The sequence below is a fragment of the Pedobacter sp. V48 genome, assembly GCF_000523515.1.
Lineage (GTDB): Bacteria > Bacteroidota > Bacteroidia > Sphingobacteriales > Sphingobacteriaceae > Pedobacter.
This window is the reverse complement of the sequence record NZ_AWRU01000013.1, coordinates 118,731-140,956: the sequence shown is the minus strand read 5'-3', so window position 1 is coordinate 140,956 and position 22,226 is coordinate 118,731. Positions and strand designations below refer to the sequence as shown.

Below are 22,226 nucleotides of genomic sequence, written 5' to 3'. Positions count from 1 at the left end.
ATATAACGAAACAAATGCAGAAAATTATAATAATAGGGGCTGGAATTGTTGGACTAAGTTCTGCTTATTACCTAAGCAAAAAGGGACATCATGTAACCGTAATCGACAAAGGCAGTATTAAAGACAGTTGCTCATTTGGTAATGCGGGTATGATCGTTCCCAGTCATTTTATCCCGCTTGCAGCACCTGGAATGATTAGCCAGGGATTTAGATGGATGTTCAATAGCAGCAGCCCATTTTACGTAAAGCCATCCTTAAGCTCCGGGCTGCCTTCCTGGGGCATCAAATTTCTTCGAAAGGCCAATAAAAAGCATGTTGCAGAATCCGCAGAGCCACTACGGAACATTTCGCTGCTCAGCAAAAAATTGTATGAAGGGCTTTATAGCAATCCTTCACTGGATTTTGACCTCACCAAAAATGGAATTTTAGCTTACTATAAAACCGAAGCTGCTGCAGAAGAAGAATTGCACCTGGCACTTAAAGCAAAGGAACTTGGCTTGGATATAGCTATATTAAATTCCGATGAATGTAAAGCACTCCAGCCAAAACTGGATCTGGATGTACTTGGAGCGGCTCACTATCGATGCGATGCACACCTTGATCCAGCTAAATTAATGGAATTGTTAACGCGGCATTTGGAAAAACAGGGAGTAGAGATCTTGCGAAATCTAGAGGTTACAGGTATCGAGCACTCGGGCAAGAATATTACTGCTATCTATACCGGAGCAACAAAGTGGAATGCCGACCAATATGTATTGGCAGCAGGAGCCTGGTCGCCTTCACTTGCAAAAATGTTAAATCTGAATTTATCACTGATGCCCGGCAAAGGATACTCATTTATGGAAGATGAACCGGAACAAAGAATGACCATTCCGGCCTTACTGTGTGAAGCCAGAGTTGCCATTACTCCAATGAATGGACAACTCAGATTTGGGGGAACAATGGAAATAGCAAAAATTAACAACAAAATAAATATGAACAGGGTCCAGGGAATTTTAGAATCCGTGCCCAAATACTTTCCCGGGTTAGCGCCTAAATTGCCCAATACTGATAAAATCTGGTATGGCTTCAGACCTTCATCTCCTGATGGGTTGCCTTATATCGGATACAGTTCCAGCACCGATAATCTGGTAATTGCTACCGGCCATGGAATGATGGGCTTAAGTCTTGGCCCGGCAACAGGCTTACTGGTAAGTCAACTACTTGATCAGGAAAAAACAGAAATAGAAATTTCATCTTTCCATCCCGACAGATAATACGATTTTAGCTACCTATAGCCGGATATTAGCATTATTAGGCTATAGGGGGCAATCTTTTGGTTAAGATTGTGTAAATTAGGTATTAATAAACAGGAACGTATGAAAGTTTTACCTTTTACCATTTTAGTACCTGCTGACAGAAGTGTGGTCAGCGAACAGATCGAGTTACCGCACTTTTACCCATATCTTCACCGGCATGAAGATTGGCAGCTTACCTGGGTGGAGCAAGGAGAAGGAACTTTAATTGCAGGGAACAATATGCATGTCTTTTCTTCGGGTGATATTTTTCTAGTAGGAGCCAATCTACCTCATTTATTTAAAAGTAATCCTGATTATTTTAACACTGAGAGCGGCAAATCGATTAAGGCACATTCCATCTATTTCAGCACTAAAAACACACTTTCAGGCTTATTTGACCTTCCTGAATTGAAAGCAGCCAATGCCTTTCTAGACAACTATAAGCACGGATTTAAGATTCCGGACAGCCAATGCAAAAAGATTGCAGCACAAATTAAACAAATACATCATTCTGCTGGTATGGTATTGTTGTCTAATTTCCTGAGCTTAATGAATATGATCCAATCTATAGACAACGATGTTGAAGTTTTATGTCCGGAGGTCTATTCTGCAAGTCTTACCGAAAATGAAGGGATGCGATTGAGCCGGATCATCAACTTCATCATGAAAAATTATCATAACAAGATCGATCTGGAAGACATCTCCAATACTGCATATATGAATCCGCATGCATTTTGCCGATACTTCAAGAAACATACCGGTCATACATTTGTTTCGTTTCTAAATGAAGTAAGAGTAAATGATGCCTGTAAAAAGCTACTTTCTGAAAAAAATCCAGAGTCTATTGCAAACGTTGCCTATAAGGTAGGATTCAACAGTGTAAATAATTTTAACCGAGTTTTCAAGAGCGTAAAAGGCAAAACCCCTAGTGAATACCTTGATGCCTATAACAAGGTTAGCAACATAAATTAAACCTCTTCCCACTAAGATCAACCTATCTGATTGATCTGATTCGAACGATTTGTAATTCTATATAAATTATGGCCTTACAATTATATATGCTAAATGTCTCCTCAATTAGCCATAAAAATGATAAAAAAGTTTAAGTAGCAGATAAATGCGGTGTAGAAATGTCGCGATGAAATGCTGAATTTTAATAACTTTTTAAAACACACATAAATTATGGAATGGGATAATGATGCTGAGCTTTTCAATATCGTTCGCACCGAACTTTATACTGCAGTTATCGGCGATATAATGGACAAAATGGGATTACTGCATCAATTTTTACCTGCAGCGATACAGCCGCTAAGGAGAGACATGTTTGTTGCCGGAAGGGCAATGCCGGTTTTGGAGGCAGATGTTCTGGAATCAACAGATTACACAGGAAACAATCCCGTTTTAAAGAAATCTTTTGGGCTCATGCTAGAGGCCTTGGATGATTTAAAGAAAGATGAAGTTTATATCTGTGGCGGCGCATCGCCAACCTACGCACTATGGGGCGAATTAATGAGTACAAGGGCAATAAAACTAGGTGCGGCAGGTGCAGTTGTAGATGGGTATTCGAGAGATACGAAAGGAATTCTGGAACTTGATTTTCCAACTTTTTCTTATGGAAGTTATGCCCAGGATCAGGCACCAAGAGGGAAAGTTATTGATTTTAGAGTTCCTATTGAAATTCGGGGTGTAATGGTTAATCCTGGAGACATTGTAATTGGCGACATTGATGGAGTTTGTATAGTTCCGCAGCGTCAGGAGGTAGAGATCTTAACCCTCGCTATTGAAAAGGCCAGGGGGGAGAAGCTTGTTCAGATTAAGATTCAGGAGGGGATGAGCGCGACCGAAGCTTTCGAGAAATATGGAATTATGTAGTGATAGGATACTGGAAATCGATTTATTAAAAAAGAAAATGAATACGTTATACAAAATGTTTTTTGTCTGCTTCGTACTTTTTGGAAATAGTGCAAGTGCACAAATTCAAAAAATTATCTTTCCCCTTGCAGGTAACAAGAAAATTGAACTCGCTCGCCTATCACCAGTTCCTGCAGATGATGCTTTAAAACTTTCGTTAAATGGAGAATGGTTATTCTCTGAAAACATTGATAAACAGCCTTGTAAGAAAGCAATCCAGGTTCCTGGCGAATGGGTAATGCAAGGTTTTGAAGTGGCAAAAGATGTAGCTGCCGGATATTCAAAAAGAATCAATATTCCTTCTGGTTGGAAAAACAAACGGGTTAAACTACGCTTTGATGGGGTATACAGCGATTCCGAGATATGGCTGAATGGGAAAAAGATTGGAAAACACCTAGGTGGATTTACACCTTTTGAAATTGATATCACTGCGTTTGTCAAATGGAATGGTGATAACGAATTGCTGGTAAAAGTAAAATCAGATAGCAAGGCCGATTCACTTGCCAGCGCGTCTCAATATGCAGTACATACGTTGGGGGGAATTGCGAGAAAAGTATATCTGCTTGCACTTGAAGATGTAAATATTGCATATACGGATGTAAAAACGACTTTTGATCCAAACTTTGAAAATGCGATACTGACTACAGATATATTTATTGCCAATGAAAAAACTGGAAAAAGTGGTAAACTGGTATTGAGTGCTGAACTTTTTAGAGCAAATGAAAACGAAAAGATTGCAGGCAAGTCTCTAATCTTAGAAAAAGGGTTGGAATCTGGAAAATTTTTGCAGCAAACACTCAGTTTGGATGTACTTAAACCTCAAAAATGGGATCCCGAGCATCCATATTTATATCAGCTGAAACTCACGCTAAAAGAAGGCAACCAGGTTAAAGCAAAGACCACAAAACCAATAGGATTCCGTCAGATTGAGGTAAAAGGCAATCGCGTACTTGTTAACAACATCCCTGTAAAACTTAGGGGAGTTAATCATCATGAAACCATGCCATTGCGCGGCAGATCTGTAAATGATGATCAGTGGGAAAAAGATGTAAAGATCTTCCGCGAAGGAAATGTCAATTATATCCGGACTTCTCATTACCCTCCACCTGAAGAACTTATTGCAGCATGCGATAAATTAGGTATGTTTCTAGAAGTAGAAGCTCCCTTCTGCTGGGCCGAAAACACAACCGTTCCTGCTGAACTCTCTGATGAATTACTTATCAACCAGACCTTGGATATGGTAAGTTTCTTTAGCTCAAGTCCTTCAGTGCTCATTTGGTCTTTGGGTAATGAATCTTTAAAGTACAACGAGTATTTTAAGAAAACCGGTGAACTGGTAAAGTTATTTGATCCAACAAGGCCAAGAAATTTCAGTCAGTATGGCGCTGATGCAGATGGAGGCGATCTCGAAATTACCAATCATCATTATCCCGGCCCCGAGGGACCAGATAAGTACAGAAACTATAAACGTCCTATTGTTTTTGATGAATACGTTCATTTAAATGCATATAACAGACTTGAACTGGTCACAGATCCAGGCGTTAGGGACGCCTGGGGCATAGGCTTTGAAGCCATGTGGGAAAAAATGCAAAAAACTGATGCGGTATTGGGTGGTGCCATCTGGGCAGGTATCGATGATAGTTTTTTTCTACCAAATGGCAAAACGGTTGGCTATGGTACATGGGGCCCGATAGATGGATGGAGAAGAGTGAAACCGGAATATTGGCACATGAAAAAGATCTATTCTCCTATAAAAATTAAACTTACAGGAAATTGGTCTGGTGGAGAAATTCACCTTTTGGTTGAGAACAGACAACTCTTCAGCAACCTGAATGAAGGTAGAATTGAATGGAGTATTGGTGCAGCAAAAGGAACTATAAAACCAGATTTAAAATCAGGAATGAGTACCAAACTAAGTATAGAATTGAAGGAAAGACCAAAGGTTCTAGATCAACTGACCATGAAGGTTTTTGATGCCAGAAACGTGATGATTGATATATATCAATTTGATGTTGTGCCCACTGTGACTGTATTTGATACCGATGATCCCAATAGTGCTCAGTCTTGGAGTTATCGGCAAGAGCCAGGTATTTTAATCGCAAAAAATAAAGGCCTTGAAATCAAAATAAATTTAAATAATGGAAATTTAGAACAACTCAAGAAAGAGGATCAGACTGTAATGGGGTGCAATGGTCAATTAATGATACTACCTTTAACAGGTGATGGAAGAGGAGTTCAAATGACGGGCGAAAACCAGCAATTCGATCCTTTTACCGATGTTTGCAAACATAGAGTGATCAAAGATGTGAAGTTTAGTAAAATGAAAAATCAACTAACCGTAAGCACAAATGATGAATATGAAGAAGCTTTCGGTACCATTAATTATCACTATTTTGCTAATGGCAAAATAACGGTTGATTATAAATACACATTGAAGAAGGATATAAACCCAAGACAATGGGGTATCGTTTTTGGCCTACCGGAATCTTATAATGAACTAACATGGAAGAGAAAAGGTCAGTGGAATTACTATCCTGAAGATCACATTGGAAGAATGAAGGGAACGGCTAAGTTGCTTTCTGATGCAGAAGTATCCGGAGCCGCAGGACCTTCAAGCAAACCTAATAATCCATGGAGTACAGACAGGAACAACATGGGTACAAATGATTTTCGTTCCACAAAAATGAACATTAAGGAGGCGACTTTGAATAATGGAGCTGTTGCTTTAAAAATCCAGTCAAATGGCACTCAGCATCTCCGTGCCTGGCAACAAGAACAAACCATTCAAATACTTGTAGCTGGTTATAGTAATATGGGAACCGAGCGTTTTTTTAGAGCGCATGCAGAAAAAATGGACAGACCTTTAAAAGTTGGTGACATTATTCAAGATTATATCAGCATACAAGTAGATCACAAATAGAATATAGAAAGTGAAAAGAGAACATTTATTACTAAGAAATCTAATACGGCAATTTTTTTCCATGCTGGCACTTACACTATCGCCATTTTTTAATACATATGGTCAGTATAGAGATGATAAGACTGCCTCTGAGACTATATCACGTTTGTCACCCATTCCGATGGCTATTAATGGAGTAAATGAAGTGGCCTTATCTTTAAATGGCCAATGGAATTTTAAGCAGGGCTCAAAAAGTGCTGCCATTCAGGTTCCAGGAGAATGGGAAATGCAGGGATTCACTGTAAATGCCGGAGAATTTGCCACATATAGCAGATCATTTTCAATCCCTTCTTCCTGGAAAGGTAAACGAATAAAGTTAAAATTTGACGGTGTAAGCTCCCATGCATTAGTCAAGGTTAACAATAAAAAAGTAATTGAACATGAGGGGAGTTTTGTTCCTTTTGAAACAGATATTACTGATTTTATCCAATCCGGAGATAATTTATTGGAAGTTGAAGTTCAAGCATTAACCATCAGTGATTTACTTGCCTGTACCTCTCAATATGCTGCACATACCGTAGGTGGTATACTCAGAAAAGTTACCTTATTTGCTTTGCCTGAAGTGAATATTGCGGACTTTACTGTAACCACAAGTTTTGACCGAAACTATAAAAATGCAACTCTTAACCTGAAAACCAAACTTAGCAACGAATCAAAAGCTACCGCTGAGGCAACACTACGATATATACTCAAGGATCGCGAAGGGAAAATTGTTTTGAACAAAACAACACCTATTGACAAAGCGCTCCCTTCGGGAGGGTCGATTCTTTCGGAACAGCGTTTTTCTTTAAATAATCCAAGACAGTGGAACACAGAGCACCCCTATCTATATGATCTTACTACAGAACTGGTAATCGGTAAACAACAGGTTCAGGTAAACAGTCAAAAAATTGGTTTCAGACAAATTGAGGTTAATGGAAATCAGCTCCTAGTAAATGGATATCCTGTTAAATTAAGAGGAGTAAACAGACACTCTGTTCATCCGCTCACAGGAAGAAGCATCAGTCCTGAGCTTGAAATAAGGGACGCTGAACTTTATAAACAGGCCAACTGCAATTACATACGTACTTCTCATTACCCTCCTTCTCAGGAGTTTTTGGAAGCTGCAGATAGCATTGGTCTTTTTATAGAAAATGAATCATCATTAACCTGGATTCAACATCATGCCTCTCCAATATGGAAACTATGGGATTATAGAGACGAAAAATTCTTACCTTATATGATCTCCGCAAATCTGGAAAAAATGCAGGCAGCGAAAAATCACGCATCGGTTATTATCTGGTCTTTAGGGAATGAATCCATGTGGAGTCCCCTCTGGCAGAAAGTACTTTTTAAGGTCAAGGAATTCGATAATACCCGCCCAACTTCTTTTCACGACCAATGCTGGGGAGGTTTCAATAATGCTGGTAGCAAAGCGGATATAGCAAATTATCATTATCCTGGAATCAACGGACCTGCAGCTACTGATACGATGAGTCGTCCGACTCTGTTTGGCGAATATGCGCACCTAAGTACTTACAATAGAAGGGAGCTTGCTACAGATCCTGGGGTAAGAAGTGCCTATGCGCTTCCATTGGTAAAAATGTACGATTCGATATACCATCATAAGGGCAGTCTGGGTGGTGCGATATGGAGTGGTATCGATGATACTTTTCATATGCCCAATGGAAGAATAGTAGGGTATGGTCCATGGGGTCCGATAGATGGCTGGCGGAGAGCAAAACCGGAATATTGGGGGATGAAAAAAGCCTACGCTCCGGTTGTGATTCAGAATTTAGATGACCTTAAAATCCAAAATAATCAGCTAACTCTTCAGATCGAAAATCGTTATGATTTTATATCACTTGAAGATGTTACCATAACCTATAAATCCAATAATGCCTCTGGTAAAATCAAATCAGCAATTGGTCCACATCAAAATGGCTATTTAAAAATTCCTGTAAATGCGCAAACAGAAGAAGTCTATATTGCATTTAAAGATCCGGGCGGATTTATTAGCAATGAAGAACGCATTATTTTAAAAAAACCTAAAGAAATACAATCTCAACAAGATGTGTCACTGTCTTTAAAAGACAGTGCGGCAGCTTATTTCATACAACAGGGAGATATCAGATATACTATCGATAAAAGAACAGGAATTATATCTGGCGCAGAAAATCAAGGAGAAAGAATTCTTGCTCAAGGCCCGGTATTTTGTTTGGTGCCAATGAATAGTGAAGATGGGGGCAAACCAAATGTGGCCGGAGAAACCTATCAGAATAACATTCATCCAATAAAAAATTATCCATTGTATACCTTGTTTGCAAAAAACATGACTGCTCAGCAATCTACAGAAGCGATAGTAATTTCTATGGAAACTACCTATAACAACGCAAGTGGAAGCCTAAAATATTCCTTTATAAAGAATGGTAATGTAACAATAGATTATAATATTAAGACTAACAACCAAGCCATTGCAAATCCATATCAGTATGGGATGTTATTTCAGTTACCACCTGAATTTGATCAGTTAGATTGGAAGCGCCGTGGAGATTTTACCGTGTATTCACCGGATGATATTTCAAGGGATGCGGGAACAGCAAAACTGAATGCTAAATGGATGCCTTCAATAGAAGAACCAGGTAAACAACCTGCAGCTCTTTGGAAAGACGATGCAAATGAGATGGGCTCCAATGATTTCAGGTCGACCAAACAGCACATCATTCAAGCCGCACTTAGTAGTAAAAATAATAGGGGGATTACTGTGCTTTCAAATGAAACTCAGTCTTCCAGAAGCTGGCTACAAGATGGCAATATCCAGTTCCTAATTGCAGATTATAGCAATAACGGTTCAGAGCCATTTTATGGCTCTCCATTCACCGACCATAGAATCAATATTAAGGACAAACAATTGAAAGGAAATGTGACCTTCAGGTTGCGTTAAACAAATTAAATAGACATCACATATGAAAATTACAGATGTAAAAGTGTGGCTGGTTGAGGGTGTTAAATACAACTGGACATTATTAAAAATATATACAGATACAGGACATACCGGTGTGGGTGAAGCAACCAACTGGCCTGGCAGTCCTATTGTCTATCATGCTGCAAGACATGTGGGAGAAAGGATTATTGGACTTGATCCCATGAAAACAGATTTTATCTGGACAAAGCTCTACCGCGACCTGAACTGGATGGGACCATTTGGCGCCAGTATGTGTGCCATTAGTGGAATTGATATGGCCTTATTGGATCTCAAAGGAAAAGTACTTGGCACACCATGTTATGAACTACTAGGCGGAGCATTTAGAAAGGACATCCTTTTATACGCTAATTATTGGTTTACAGGTGGGGGACATAATGCAGAAGACTATGCTGCTCAGGCTAAAAAAGTAAAGGAAGCGGGATTTACAGGTCTCAAATTTGATCCTTTTGCACATACAAATTATCTGTATGGTGAAGATCTATCTTCCAATCTACAGCTTACTGCGGAACAACAGGACCTGGCATTTAATGTCAGTAAAGCCGTAAGAGATGCTGTTGGGCCAAATTTTGACATTATGATCGAGACCCACGCCATGTTAAATTATAGCGTAGCAGTAAAAATGGCGCAAAGGCTTTCAGCATTGGATATTACTTGGTACGAGGAACCAGCAGGGCCGGAAAATGCGAATACGCTTCGAGCCATGCGTGAGCGCATTCCTTCAAACGTTTCTATTTGTGTCGGCGAAAGGCACTATACGCGGCATGGTATACGTGACGTGCTTGAGAAGCATGTGTGTGACATCATGATGCCGGATATTACACGTTGCGGCGGACCATCAGAAATGAAAAAAATGGCAACTATGATGGAAGCTTATAATGTTTTACTTGCTCCACACAATCCAAATGGTCCGCTGTCTACCCTGGCTTCTGCCCATGTATGTGCATCTGTTCCAAATTTTTTCAGACAGGAGTTTATGTTCAATGATGTACCCTGGAGAGACACTGTGATTGATCATCCAATAAAAGAAATGATTAGTGGAGGACATCTGAAATTAAGTGATCGTCCTGGTTTAGGAGTGGATCTTGTTGAATCTGAAATGGAAAAACATCCAGGAGTTTTGGAACCAAGACCCGGATTTTACGTATAAAATTTAAAATCGTTAGCGTAGTTATGGCTTTACAAATTGATTTAAAAGGAAAAGTCGCTCTTATTACCGGAGTTACCTCTGGTATAGGATTAGGTGTAGCAAAAATTTTGGCCAGGGCGGGCTGTACAATTACCGGCTGCGCTGAATATCCAAATGAAAGTCACGAAGCAAAACATTTTACAGATGTGGTAGGACAAGAAGGTGGGAGTGTGAGCTATATGAGAACAGATATGCGCGATCCCGCAGAGATCAGGGCACTTGTGGAGTCCGTTGCTGAACGAGAAGATGGAAAGATAGATATCCTGGTTTCGAATGCAGGTAAAAATGTTTTTGACAGGCCAGAAGGATGCAGTGAAATGGACTGGGATTTTAATATGAACCTTAATCTTGCCTCACATTGGCGTATCGCAAAGCTTTGCCAGCCTTATCTCGAAAAAAACAACGGTACCATTATTATCATGAGTTCTAATCATGCATATTCAACTATGCCAGGTTGCTTCCCTTATAACATTACCAAAACGGCTCTAACAGGTTTGGTAAGAAGTTTAGCAATCGAATGGGGGCCTAAAATCAGAACTGTCGGAATTGCGCCGGGTTTCATAGATACCCCCGGTAATCAATCATGGTTCGATTCGTTTCTTGATCCTGCGCTGGAAAGACAGCGAACAATTGAATTACATCCGGTAAAGAATTTGGGAACCCCCGATGAAATAGGAGGTTGGTGTGCTTTCCTTGCCAGCGAATATGCAGCATTCGCTTCTGGTACTACCTATTTGATTGATGGTGGCAGAAGTGCATTGATGCAGGATAACTAAGCGGCTTTCTAAACTATTTAATTATAAATTCTTGGAATGAAATTAGAAATTATCGATTACGCAATTATCGGGATGTACTTCCTTTTTGTCATGGGAATTGGTCTTTGGTTAAAAAGAAGAATCAAAACGGGAAGCGAGTTTTTAATGAGCGGACAAGATATCCCTTTGTGGATCACTTGTCTGGCATTTATTTCAGCAAACCTTGGGGCGCAGGAAGTATTAGGAATGGCCGCAAATGGGGCTAAATACGGCCTATATACGCTTCATTTCTACTGGCTGGGTGCGGCATTGGCTATGATCTTTCTTGGAATCTATATGATGCCCTTTTATTATGGCAGTAAGGCAAGAAGTGTTCCCGAATACCTTAAACTGAGGTTCGACGAGAAAACAAGAACTTTTAATGCTCTTACCTTTGCAGCAATGACAGTTTTTTCATCAGGAGTATCGCTATATGCACTCGCAATGCTAATGGAGGTAATTTTAGGCTGGAACTTCGATCTATCCATCTGGCTGGCTGCCGGTGTAGTACTTGTTTACACCTTTTCAGGAGGGCTAACCGGGGCCATTTATAATGAAGTTCTGCAGTTTTTTCTCATCATCATAGGCATTGCCCCACTGGTGTATATCGGTATGGACAAGGCAGGGGGCATAGAGGGTATTATAAAACATGTTGATGATGCTAAATTGCATGTATGGAAAGGGTTAGACAGTCCGATGAATAATCCAATGGGGGTAGATGCCTTTAGTATGGTATTTGGTTTGGGTTTTGTATTGGCATTTGGATATTGGTGTACAGATTTTCTAGTGGTACAACGTGCAATGGCCAGCAGAAATCTAAACGAAGCACAGCGAACACCAATACTGGCAGCATTCCCAAAAATTCTAATGCCTGCAATAGTAATCTTACCAGGTATCATCCTCTTAGCGCTGCAAAGTCAGTTTAGCGGGTTCTCTTTGCCTGTTAATATAAACGGCGATAAGGATTACAATATGGTATTGCCCTTGTTACTGCAAAAACTTTACCCCACCGGATTATTAGGTTTGGGGGTTACAGCCTTGATAGCCTCATTTATGAGTGGTATGGCAGGAAATGTGACTGCTTTCAATACCGTTTGGACTTATGATATTTACCAGACTCATATAAAAAGAAACGCGTCTGATGCACACTATTTTCTGGTAGGTAAGGCTGCAACTATTTTTGGGATATTAATTTCAATAGCCACCGCTTATGTTGCCCGTGGTTTTAACAGCATTATGGATCTACTACAACTGGTATTCAGTTTTGTAAATGCTCCACTATTTGCTACTTTCTTTTTAGGCATGTTCTGGAAGAAAACTACAGGGCATGGAGCTTTCTGGGGTCTATTGTGCGGTACACTGGCCGCTGCAATTACACACGGCCTGTCGGTAGCTGAGGGTAAAGGCGGCTGGATAGGGCATTTACATGACTTTTATTCTACAACAGGTCAAGCCTTTAGCATTGCATCTATTGCGTTTATTGTATGTGCAACAGTTACAATAGCAATTAGTTTATTAACTATTCCAAAACCCGACAAAGAATTGGTTGGTTTAGTTTACAGTCTTACTCCAAAACAAAAAACAAACGGGTTATCCTGGTACACTAATCCTATCTATTTAGGAAGTATTGTACTAATTATCGTTATTATTTTTAATGTGATTTTTTATTAGCGCTCTGATTCTTGTAATCAACAAAAAGGCTGTCCAAAAAAGGTAAATTCGTTATCTCTAACGCATCTTTTTTGGACAGCCTTTTTCAATTTAATTAAAACCCTTTCACGGTTCTAATTAAATAATCCTTTGTAGACCCATCCGAAGCTTTCACCCGATAAACACGATCCTTGGAAAAATCTCCCGGGCTACCTAATGCCGGGGAATTATCCATTGGAATTACTGTAGCTACATCCGATACTGTAACATAAACCCAAAGCTTATTCAGTTGATCTGCCTGTATCAGCTTCTGAAATTCTGTATACAACATCGTCTTGGTTACCGAACCGGTGGGACCTGCTTTTAACACCGAGTTCGCATCATAAGATACAGTGGTACTAAAACCATCCATCCCGTTCTCTTTGATAGCTACAGTTTGCTTCTTTAGAATTACCTCACAAACGCGCCCAATTAAAATTTCCTGTTTTGGAGTTCCTTTCTGAACAGTGTCATTGTATAAGAATCTATAAGTATAATCTACGGTAAACATCACTTTCAGATTTGAATTTTTCAATTCCTCTAACTCAGACTTTAAGCAGCCTGACTGTGAAAAAATCAATACAATTGCAATCAGACTAAACAGTGGTTTTATTATTTTTTTCATCTGTTATATTTTTTGTTTTGGTAATGAAGCCATGAAGATCTAAATCATTCTTGTATATGATTTAGCAAATCCAGCCGGCTTCATCCTTGTTAAATTAATTTAAAATTAGTCCCAGCCCGGATTTTGGTTAACACCAGACTTTAAGCGGAAGGTTTCATTAATAGGCAACAGATAACGTTTAGGTGTAAATTTCGCTTCTCCCGCCGCATTGTTCTCAGTAAAGAATGTATACGTTTTGCCATCTCTTGATATACGTATGCCGCGTAGGGAACCTTGCAGTTCCGGAATAACATATCCATTTGAAGCATACTCTCCATTCTTAACGCCACCCGAGGTTCTCATGCCCCAGCGTAACAAAGACCAGTAACGGTCGTTGTTTTCATAGACCATCTCTACATTTCTTTCCCTCTTGTAAGCTTCAAACAAAGAACTTCCCCAAACATTTCCCGATAGGGGAGCCAGATAACTTGTAACTTGACTTTCATCAAATCCAGCATGTTTTACCATAGTTGGAGCCATATATTTCTTAGCGTTTTCAAAGTCCCCTTTCATCAAATAGGCTTCAGCCATGTTCAGATAAGCCTCTCCAAAACGCAAGACCGAAAAAGAATAATCCAGTTTCTGATCAGAAGGACTTGGTAAACTGATGATGTGATCATAGTGATATTTAACCATTCCATAACCAGTAGAAGAGTTATAATTTTCCGTATTTCCGGCATTGTAACCATATTCAGCAAACGATCCTTCATTGATTTTGCTGTTTGCATTACTCACATTTCCATCTCTTCTAAAGAATAAACGAGCCTGATTGTTAAAATACATACAACTATCATACAGAATACTGGCATAAAATCTAAGATCACGTTTTTTTGTAGCACTGAAATACATTTTTTCATCTACATTTCTACCTGAAGTAACATAAGAGGTGTTTTCCCAATATTTTATCGCGCCATCAACATCCTTGACCAGATAATCATTCACCAAGTCCTGTGTTGGCCAGGCACCTCTATCCATTCCCCAGAAATTCATGGTCACAGTAATCGGGAAATTTTGTTTTGCATATGCCGAAAATTTGCCGGTAGACCATAAACCTTCATATTGCATAGGAACATCATAAAGTGATGTATTGGTTTTAGAACGCTCTCTTATCAGGATATTCTCCTGCGCAGCTATAGCTGTTTCGTACTTTCTGAACATGTCAAAATAAGGACTTAATTGGGAGCCCGAACTGTTTAAGCCCATCGCAGTACCCGATGCTATGGCTTTATCATAATAAGTGCTATTTGTGGTTCCGCCATCAACATAAGCCGCGGCTTGTAAAGCTACGCGCATCAGTAGTGCGTGGGCGGCATTTGAAGAAGCCCTTCCTCTCTCAGCTGCAGGTGGTAAAGCAGCTGCAGCATTTTCTAAGTCGGAAATGATAAAATCATACGTTTCCTTTATAGATTTTCTTGGAATCTGTAAATTTTCATCCGGACTAAGTTCATGATCAATAATCTGTAAACCACCAAATTGCTTAGCCATCATGAAATAATGTGCCGCTCTTAAGAAATATAGTTCGCCCAGCGATCTTTTTTTATAGGCATCAGAAAATTTTGCGTTTTCTCCGATGTTTTTGATAGCGGTATGTATCCTCCAGAGTATGCCATAGCTTAACCAGCCATAGTTATCGTTTTTGGTCATCAGCTCCGCACGTTCCTTCGACCAATATGCACTGTTCAGGGTACCAGTCATCGCATTCTTTGTCGAACTTTCGGCATATGGGCCATTATTACTTGCGTACGATCCCAACCAGGAACCATTTCCCAATACATCTTCATATATCTGATAAATAAAGGCCGTTGCCAAATTTTCGCTGCTCCAGGTTTGCTCACCTGTTATTTTGTCATAGGGCTTTGTGTCCAGAAACTTCTTACAAGAAGATAGACCAAGGAGCATTAAACTCAAAACCCAAATTAATTTATGTCTTTTCATATTATTCAATTTTAGAAACCTAGTTGAAATCCGGCAGAATATGTTTTCATCATCAGATAAGCGTATCCATCAAAATTGCTTGCTTCAGGATCTCCATATTTTACCGATGGACCTGTTGCAAACAAGTTTACCCCGGAAGCAAAAACTGTTAGATTGCGTAGCCAGTTTTGTTTATTCAATATGGCGTGTTTAAAGTCATAAGATAAGGTAACCGACTTTAACCTGATGTAATTTGAATTACGTGCCCAGAAATCAGAAGAAGCATAATTATTATTGTCATTTAAAGATGCATTGCCTGCTCTTGGAAAACCAGCATTAGGATTATCAGGTGTCCAGGTATCCAATTGGAAAGTATAATCTAACCTTCTTTCACCCTCAGCACCCATTGCAACACCACTCATGTAAGTTTGTCTTGCACCTGTTCCTTGTATAGTAGCTGCAATTGAAGCCCCTTTATAGCTCGCTCCAATATCAAATCCAAATACAAAAGTTGGGGTAGTATTGTGTCCAAATCTGGATTGATCCTGTCCATCTATTTTACCATCGCCGTTCACATCACTATATTGMARATCRSMAGRKCGWMGATCCCTGGCAGTAATGCGTTTTGGATTGTTCAGGATATCCTGTGGATTGGTATAAAATTTAGCACCGATATAACCTGTACCCACATAGTATTTCTCATTTCCCTGAGAACGGATACGCGGATTGGTTAAGGTTATACTATCCTCATTTGTTTTAAAAGCAAGTGACCTGTAATAAGTAAAGTTAAAACCGGCGTTAAAATCCACCTGTCCTATTTTAGTTGTATACTTTAAAGATCCATCAAGGCCTTCAATTCTATCTTCTGCCTTTGATACCACCAAGGGAAGCGCGTATCCAATAGGATCTGTGTAACGAAATGCATCTGGTGATAAAAATCCTTTGGTGCTTTCAAAAAAGTAATCTACAGTACCTTCCAGCTTACTATTAAACATAAAAAAGTCAAGACCTACATCATATTTAATTCGATCATACCAGGTTATATTGATACTTGGAGTAGGCCCCGGGGTTACCGTATTCTGCAGTTTTCCATCCACTACATAGGCATTGGAATTGAAATTATAGGTAGGCAGGTAAGAGTATAGCCAGTGATTAATGGGCTCATTAGGATCGCTGCTAATGTTGATAYMWRWTKTASSWNTAAGACCCCCTTAGTTTAAGGTAATTTAAGGTCCTATTATCTTTGATTCCTTTAAAGAAACCTTCTTCAGAAATAGCCCATCCTGCCGATACAGACGGGAAGAAACCCCATCTTTTGCCATCAGGAAAATTATCGGAACCATCATAGCGACCAGCAAATTCAAAAATATATTTAGTATCAAAATCATAATGTAAACGCCCAACATATCCCATCCAGGCCTGTTCACCTTCCGTATTAGATGCCGTTATTAAAGTTGCATCTCCTTTTTGGATTTGTTTAATTTCTGTAGTGTTAAAGCCTCTTGAGCCAGCAGCCAGTGTATTATTGTAATAGTGTTGCCTGGTATGTACCAGAGTGGCTTCTAAATTATGCTTGTCAAAAAAAGTTTTTTTATAATCGGCCCTTGCGTTCAGGTCATACTGGCTGAGCATACTTGACGAGCGGTTGATGCCAATATTGGCAGGGTCTTCTTGGGTTGCATTTCCACTTGCATCATAGTATGTTGCTGTTTGTATCCAGTCTGCACGGTCTACGGCATTTACATTGTAATTACCGCTAAACCCAAAAGTCAGGCCTTTTACCCCTGGCACAGCCCAGTTTAAAGATCCGGCCAACTGGTTATATACCGATCTGATTTTAATGTAACCAGGACTTAGCAATTGCAATGCCGGGTTGTCAAATTGATTGGTTATGGTTCCATCCGGATTAAATGCATTTTCGAAAGGACTCCTGTCCCTTAAACGAGAATATATGGTGCCGGCTCCTGCGGGTGGGTATTTCTCGTCCTGTATCGTACCGTTTACATTTAGTTCTACAGTTAACCCTATTTTATCAAAGTAGCTGCTCACATTTGACCGATAATTATACCGATTGTAATCCAATGAATTAAATTTATAAATCCCTTCCTGGCCCACAGTGTTCAAACTTCCGAAAAACTTTAAGCGCTCTGTACCACCGTTTATAGAAAGCGTGTGTTCCTTCTGAGGAGCATATTTGCGTAGTAGTTCATCTTCCCAATTGGTATAAGTAGATAAGCTCTGGCTAATCTGCTGCATTTCCTCTGGTGTTTTAAAAGAATTTACACCTTGGCCCAGAGCCTGGTTAAGCTTATTAATCGCCGTTGCAAATTCGAAAGCATTCATTCGTTTTGGAGAATACGAAGGGGTATTAAATGCAAAATTGCTTTGGAAATTGACTGACAATTGTCCGGCTTCTCCCTGTCTTGTTGTGATCACAATTACACCATTCCCTGCATTCATACCATAAACAGCGGTTGAAGACGCATCTTTCAACACCGTAAAACTTTTTATATCTGCTTTATTTAAAGTCAGGTAACGCTGTCTGTTAGAAATAAAGCCATCGATAACATACAGAGGTTCTCCGTTGCCCCGGATCGAAATGCTTGCTCCGTTTTGTCCTGGCTCCGCTGAACCCTGTTGAACAATAACACCCGGAATTCTTCCCTGCAGTGCAGACCCCATATCACCAAAAGGTAAGTTCTTTAATTTCTCGGCATTTAGTGTGGCTACTGCGCCAGAGTTCTTCTTAATACTTGTGGTACCAAACCCTACTACCATAACCTCGTCAAGGTGCCTCAAATCTTCCTCAAGATAAATCTGAAGGCTCAATTCCCGCTTTAGAACCGTAAACTCCTTAGGCATATGCGTGATATGAGCAATACGCAGAACAGTATTGATGGATACTGAAATTGAAAAATTGCCACTCGCATCAGTAACAGTGGCTCTTTTTGGGTTCTTCTTATCAATTATACTTGCACCAGGAAGCGGTTTTCTATCACTGTCAAAAACAGTTCCTTTAACAATTACTAATGAATCGGCCACATAAGACTTTTCTGTTACCTTAAGGTCTGATAAATATTCAGCCCCAAGAATTGATGTTATAGGTGAAAAGGCTAATAATGTAGAAAAAACCATCATTAGACCTGTTCCTTTGATCGTTTGATGAAAACCAGCAAACCATCTTTTTGATTTTTTGCTTATTTTCATTGTTTTATCTTAAATAAGTAATTAGAATTGCATAAAAGGCGCCATGACTGTAGCCCCACTTTGAAGTAATTTTTTCTTTTCATACTATGTTTGTTTGGTTTAATAAATTCTGTAAATCTTAACTTGACTTTTTTAGGTTATGCAGATGAAGGCCACTTTAAAATCTGTTGATCAGGCAGATATTTGTGATTGATGTAATATTCATTAGAACCTAAAGACTATTAGAGCTTTACATATTTAACTAATAGTAAATATAGTGTAGGGGCTGAGGTACTTTCTAAAAGTTAAAATGCAAAATCTTAAACTATTTTACCCTCATTGGTTTATTTATACCTGAAATGTTTAATTTAGTTTAATTACCAACTGCCACTTTTTCAAATGAAGCCAGAACTAATTGAAGTAAACCCTCTGGGGGTCAAGACCATAAAGGTAAAACGCCTTGAGACAAACTGCCTCATTGCATCCTTTCATTTTCATGAATTGTGTGAACTAGTCTGGATAGAGAGAAGTTACGGCAAACGGATTGTGGGCGATAATATTGGTAATTTCGAAGATAATGATCTTGTTCTGATGGGCCCTGATTTACCACACATCTGGCAAAATGATAATAATTTTTTGTCTGAAGAAAAAAACAAAGTTAAGTCCACAGTGATTTACTTTCCACCTGATTTCCTGTCTGGGTTAACAGATGATCAAAATACATTAACCACCATACATGATCTGATTCGGAAGGCAGAGAGAGGATTAAAATTTTACGGCAATACAAACAGGGAGGTTACCCGGATTCTAACAAAACTACCACAAAAGAAAGGAGTAGAAAAAATAGTGTCCTTTCTTCGGGCAATTGAGGTTTTATCATTATCTAATGAATATGAATATCTTGCCAGTGTGACTTTCAAAAACCCATATGATGAAAAAGACACCAACAGGATCAATAAAGTATACCAGTTTTTAATGCAGAATTTTCAACGAGATATTAATCTAAAAGAGGTCGCTGATCTGTGTAATATGACTACCAATTCCTTTTGCAGGTTTTTCAAGGACAGAGCACAAAAATCACTGACTCAATTTGTAAATGAGATACGGATTGGCCATGCATGTAAACTTCTGCAAAATGCTGAATATTCGATTTCCGAGGTATGTTATGCAAGTGGCTATAATAATCTAACAAACTTTAATAAGTTCTTCAAGCAAATAACCGGTATGAAACCTTCACAATACCGAGGGCATTTAAATGCCAGACTTAAGGGCAATGATGCATAGATTTGTTTATTGTTGAAATAAGGACCGCCGAGAGCAAACAAATCAGTGAAATCATTACAAAAATACTTGCAGTGCTTCCAGTGGTATCTATTATAAAACCAAACAAAGGTTCTCCTAAGGCTGCAAACAGATAACCACTCATATTCATAAAGCCAATACCAGTTCCAATGGTATTTTTTGGAAGCATTTGCGGACTCAACGGCCAAAAATTCGCCTGCGGCCCATATACAAAAAACCCGGAAAGAAACATCAAAACTCCACCAAGGATAAGGTTTGATGCAGGCGAAATGTATACCAACAACACCAGAATAGCGCTGATAATCATTCCTAACCTAATGGAAGTGATTCTGTTACCCTTAAAAAACGAATCAGATAGGGTACCAAAAGAAATTGCGCCCGCTGCCATTCCTATTGGCAGGAGTAAAGTCACCCATAAATACTGCGGATTGTCTTTCCAACCCTTACCAAGATAATGAACAGGAACCCAGAAAATCAACCCATATCTGGCCATACTTTCAAAGCCAAACGACAAAGAGGCTTTGAGGAAATTGCCATTTTTCAACACTGTTTTATAGCGGGTTAACCAGCTGTCCTCACTTGTATTCATTTCTTCTGGTATCTTCAAGAATTCATCTGAAGTGAGTGGCTCTGGTCTATCACGGATAAGTATCAGAAATATTATTGCTGCAAATGCCAGGGGGATAAGTGGCAGTCGGAACAGCATCCGCCAATCTACATGCATCTGCAGCAGTAAGATCGAAAATAGATAAGTGACCACAGAGGATAAACCAGCTGCCATTGTGTAAAAACCAAAAGCTTTCCCATGCTCATCTTTACTCCACCAATTAGAAATCACCTTGCTTCCCGGTGCCCAGGCCATCGACTGGAAATAGCCGTTCATTGCCCATAGTACCATGATTTGAATGGTACTGGTACTAAAACTAATACCAACATTTGCAGCAATTGATAAAAATGCGCCCGTAGGCACCATAAACCTTGCACTTAATTTATCTGCCAGATTTCCGTTTACCAGCTGACCTATTGAGTAACCGATCAGCATGGAAAAACTGATCCAGCCAATTGTTGTGTAAGAAATATGCAGGGCGGCAGCGATATCCTTTACCGCCCAGCCAAAGTTATGACGTCCGGTATAAAAAAACAGGTAACAAAACATGGTTACCAACAACATTTTCCATTGTTTAGTTCTAGAAGACATTTTGATTTGAGTAAGGTGAGGTTACAGATCCATTTTTACACCTACCCGTAATGGTCTGTGTGCAATTGCATACTCAAATGCTTCCTGAGCCTCAGTTAGTGAAAATTCTTTAGATACTATATCCGAAAATGGAAAATTCAGATGGTGTTCTTTGATAAAATTGAGGGCGTATTGCAGGTCCTGGAAATTGTAGTTATGCAAACCTTTAATGATAAGCAGTTTTCTAATGATTTGCTCAGCGTCAATGCCAATCTTCCTGGTTTTAAAAACTGCTCCGGCCCAAATAGCAGTTCCGCCGGTTCTTAGTGATGTAATTCCCAATTCTATGGCGTCTGGGGAACCACTCATATCAAATACAACATCAATTTTGTGTTCAGCTAAGATCKSMNASAGCKTYGTKTMRKSAWNAGARTNTAKAWSWSRRWKSWNCKCCRWATNCMTTWRAWMWWNNNAAAMGTWCNCTATKMWYATCMRSMKCAWTAATCCGTGTAGCCCCTGCAACCTTACTCATTGCGGCAGTAACATTTCCCAGAAGGCCCAGACCTGTAATAAGCACATTTTTTCCGCCCAAAGGCCCGGCCAGTCTAATCGCTCCGGCCACAGTTGCCAATGCACAATTAATCGTTGCTGCAATAGGTAAGGGTAGATCATTAGGTAATTTAAGAACACATGTATGAGCCCGCAGAATACAATATTCGCTTAAACCACCATGAAAGGCATCTTCTTCCAGAACTTGTGCATGGCCATATTTAAAAAGATTCTCCGATTTTTGAGGCATACCTTTATCCAGCCATTCTTGTTGAGGATGAGAACAGAATATTGCCCAGGTTACCAGATCACCCTCCAGTAATTTATTACCTGCCTGATCAATTCGTGGATGATCTGCATCCAGTCTAACAATCCTACCTACAATCTCATGGCCCAGTACTGTTGGTGTCTTTTCACTTCGGATGCCACTGAAAGTATGGAGATCACTTCCGCAAATGGTGGTATAAAGATTMWTGNTWMAKAWTTSANMSRAWTYAASYKTKRKYMTKKYWCWMKMTYGNCAATTGCAGCCTTTTGCCAGCACCCTCAAAAACCACGATGTTTCCTTTCATAATAGCTATCTATTTAAGTGCATAATTACTAAACTTATGTTTAGCAAAATTAAACATCATATTATGAAATTGTTAATACAC

14 protein-coding genes and 2 pseudogenes are annotated in these 22,226 nt (G+C 39.4%); 9 read left to right on the top strand and 7 right to left on the bottom strand.

All coding sequences use genetic code 11. The features are described 5' to 3' along the window. The first annotated feature begins 14 nt into the window (after window positions 1-14). From N824_RS12860 to N824_RS12825, 8 genes are all read left to right on the top strand, one after another. The gene (locus N824_RS12860; protein WP_048905548.1) at window positions 15-1,256 is read left to right on the top strand and encodes an FAD-binding oxidoreductase; all 1,242 of its coding nucleotides are present in this window, start codon (window positions 15-17) and stop codon (window positions 1,254-1,256) included. A 102-nt stretch (window positions 1,257-1,358) separates the two neighbouring features. Then, entirely contained in the window at window positions 1,359-2,249 is an 891-nt protein-coding gene (locus tag N824_RS12855; protein WP_048905547.1) for an AraC family transcriptional regulator, read from the top strand. Between the two features lie 210 nt (window positions 2,250-2,459). Next, window positions 2,460-3,149 (top strand): RraA family protein, encoded by a 690-nt coding sequence (locus tag N824_RS12850; RefSeq protein ID WP_200869875.1) that lies wholly within the window; start codon window positions 2,460-2,462, stop codon window positions 3,147-3,149. A 37-nt stretch (window positions 3,150-3,186) separates the two neighbouring features. Further along, window positions 3,187-6,108 carry a glycoside hydrolase family 2 protein gene (locus N824_RS12845; protein ID WP_161662311.1) on the top strand — a complete coding sequence of 974 codons (2,922 nt, stop codon included), beginning with the start codon at window positions 3,187-3,189 and terminating at the stop codon, window positions 6,106-6,108. Window positions 6,109-6,169: 61 nt separating this feature from the next. Beyond that, entirely contained in the window at window positions 6,170-9,070 is a 2,901-nt protein-coding gene (locus tag N824_RS12840) for a glycoside hydrolase family 2 TIM barrel-domain containing protein (protein WP_052334130.1), read from the top strand. A 22-nt stretch (window positions 9,071-9,092) separates the two neighbouring features. Beyond that, complete coding sequence (locus tag N824_RS12835; RefSeq protein ID WP_048905545.1) at window positions 9,093-10,259, top strand: mandelate racemase/muconate lactonizing enzyme family protein; 1,167 nt, start codon at window positions 9,093-9,095, stop codon at window positions 10,257-10,259. 23 nt (window positions 10,260-10,282) lie between these two features. Continuing rightward, window positions 10,283-11,074 carry an SDR family NAD(P)-dependent oxidoreductase gene (locus N824_RS12830; RefSeq protein WP_048905544.1) on the top strand — a complete coding sequence of 264 codons (792 nt, stop codon included), beginning with the start codon at window positions 10,283-10,285 and terminating at the stop codon, window positions 11,072-11,074. Between the two features lie 36 nt (window positions 11,075-11,110). Continuing rightward, window positions 11,111-12,763, top strand: a complete 1,653-nt coding sequence (locus tag N824_RS12825) for a sodium:solute symporter family protein (protein ID WP_048905543.1) — start codon at window positions 11,111-11,113, stop codon at window positions 12,761-12,763. A gap of 94 nt (window positions 12,764-12,857) precedes the next feature. On the opposite strand, the gene N824_RS12820 is transcribed toward N824_RS12825, so the two are convergent. The 4 genes and pseudogenes from N824_RS12820 to N824_RS33120 all read right to left on the bottom strand — a co-directional run bounded on the left by N824_RS12820 (window position 12,858) and on the right by N824_RS33120 (window position 18,566). Continuing rightward, a complete protein-coding gene (locus N824_RS12820; RefSeq protein WP_200869874.1) occupies window positions 12,858-13,406 on the bottom strand; it encodes a hypothetical protein in 549 nt (182 codons plus the stop codon). 105 nt (window positions 13,407-13,511) lie between these two features. Then, the gene (locus N824_RS12815; protein WP_048905542.1) at window positions 13,512-15,380 is read right to left on the bottom strand and encodes a RagB/SusD family nutrient uptake outer membrane protein; all 1,869 of its coding nucleotides are present in this window, start codon (window positions 15,378-15,380) and stop codon (window positions 13,512-13,514) included. Between the two features lie 11 nt (window positions 15,381-15,391). Continuing rightward, window positions 15,392-16,456 (bottom strand): hypothetical protein, encoded by a 1,065-nt coding sequence (locus N824_RS33125; RefSeq protein WP_052334129.1) that lies wholly within the window; start codon window positions 16,454-16,456, stop codon window positions 15,392-15,394. A 79-nt stretch (window positions 16,457-16,535) separates the two neighbouring features. Then, window positions 16,536-18,566 (bottom strand): annotated as a pseudogene (locus N824_RS33120) (SusC/RagA family TonB-linked outer membrane protein). A 378-nt stretch (window positions 18,567-18,944) separates the two neighbouring features. Here N824_RS33120 and N824_RS12805 point away from each other — a divergent pair. Next, a complete protein-coding gene (locus tag N824_RS12805) occupies window positions 18,945-19,829 on the top strand; it encodes an AraC family transcriptional regulator (protein WP_048905541.1) in 885 nt (294 codons plus the stop codon). Here N824_RS12805 and N824_RS12800 read toward each other — a convergent pair. The 3 genes and pseudogenes from N824_RS12800 to N824_RS38440 all read right to left on the bottom strand — a co-directional run bounded on the left by N824_RS12800 (window position 19,810) and on the right by N824_RS38440 (window position 22,117). Continuing rightward, window positions 19,810-21,045 (bottom strand): MFS transporter, encoded by a 1,236-nt coding sequence (locus tag N824_RS12800; RefSeq protein ID WP_235207110.1) that lies wholly within the window; start codon window positions 21,043-21,045, stop codon window positions 19,810-19,812. The two genes, N824_RS12805 and N824_RS12800, sit on opposite strands and share 20 nt — an antisense overlap. A 21-nt stretch (window positions 21,046-21,066) precedes the next feature. Continuing rightward, window positions 21,067-21,411, bottom strand: a complete 345-nt coding sequence (locus tag N824_RS30245; RefSeq protein ID WP_373419288.1) for a hypothetical protein — start codon at window positions 21,409-21,411, stop codon at window positions 21,067-21,069. Window positions 21,412-21,418: 7 nt separating this feature from the next. Then, a pseudogene (locus N824_RS38440) lies at window positions 21,419-22,117 on the bottom strand (alcohol dehydrogenase catalytic domain-containing protein). Window positions 22,118-22,226: the final 109 nt, after the last annotated feature.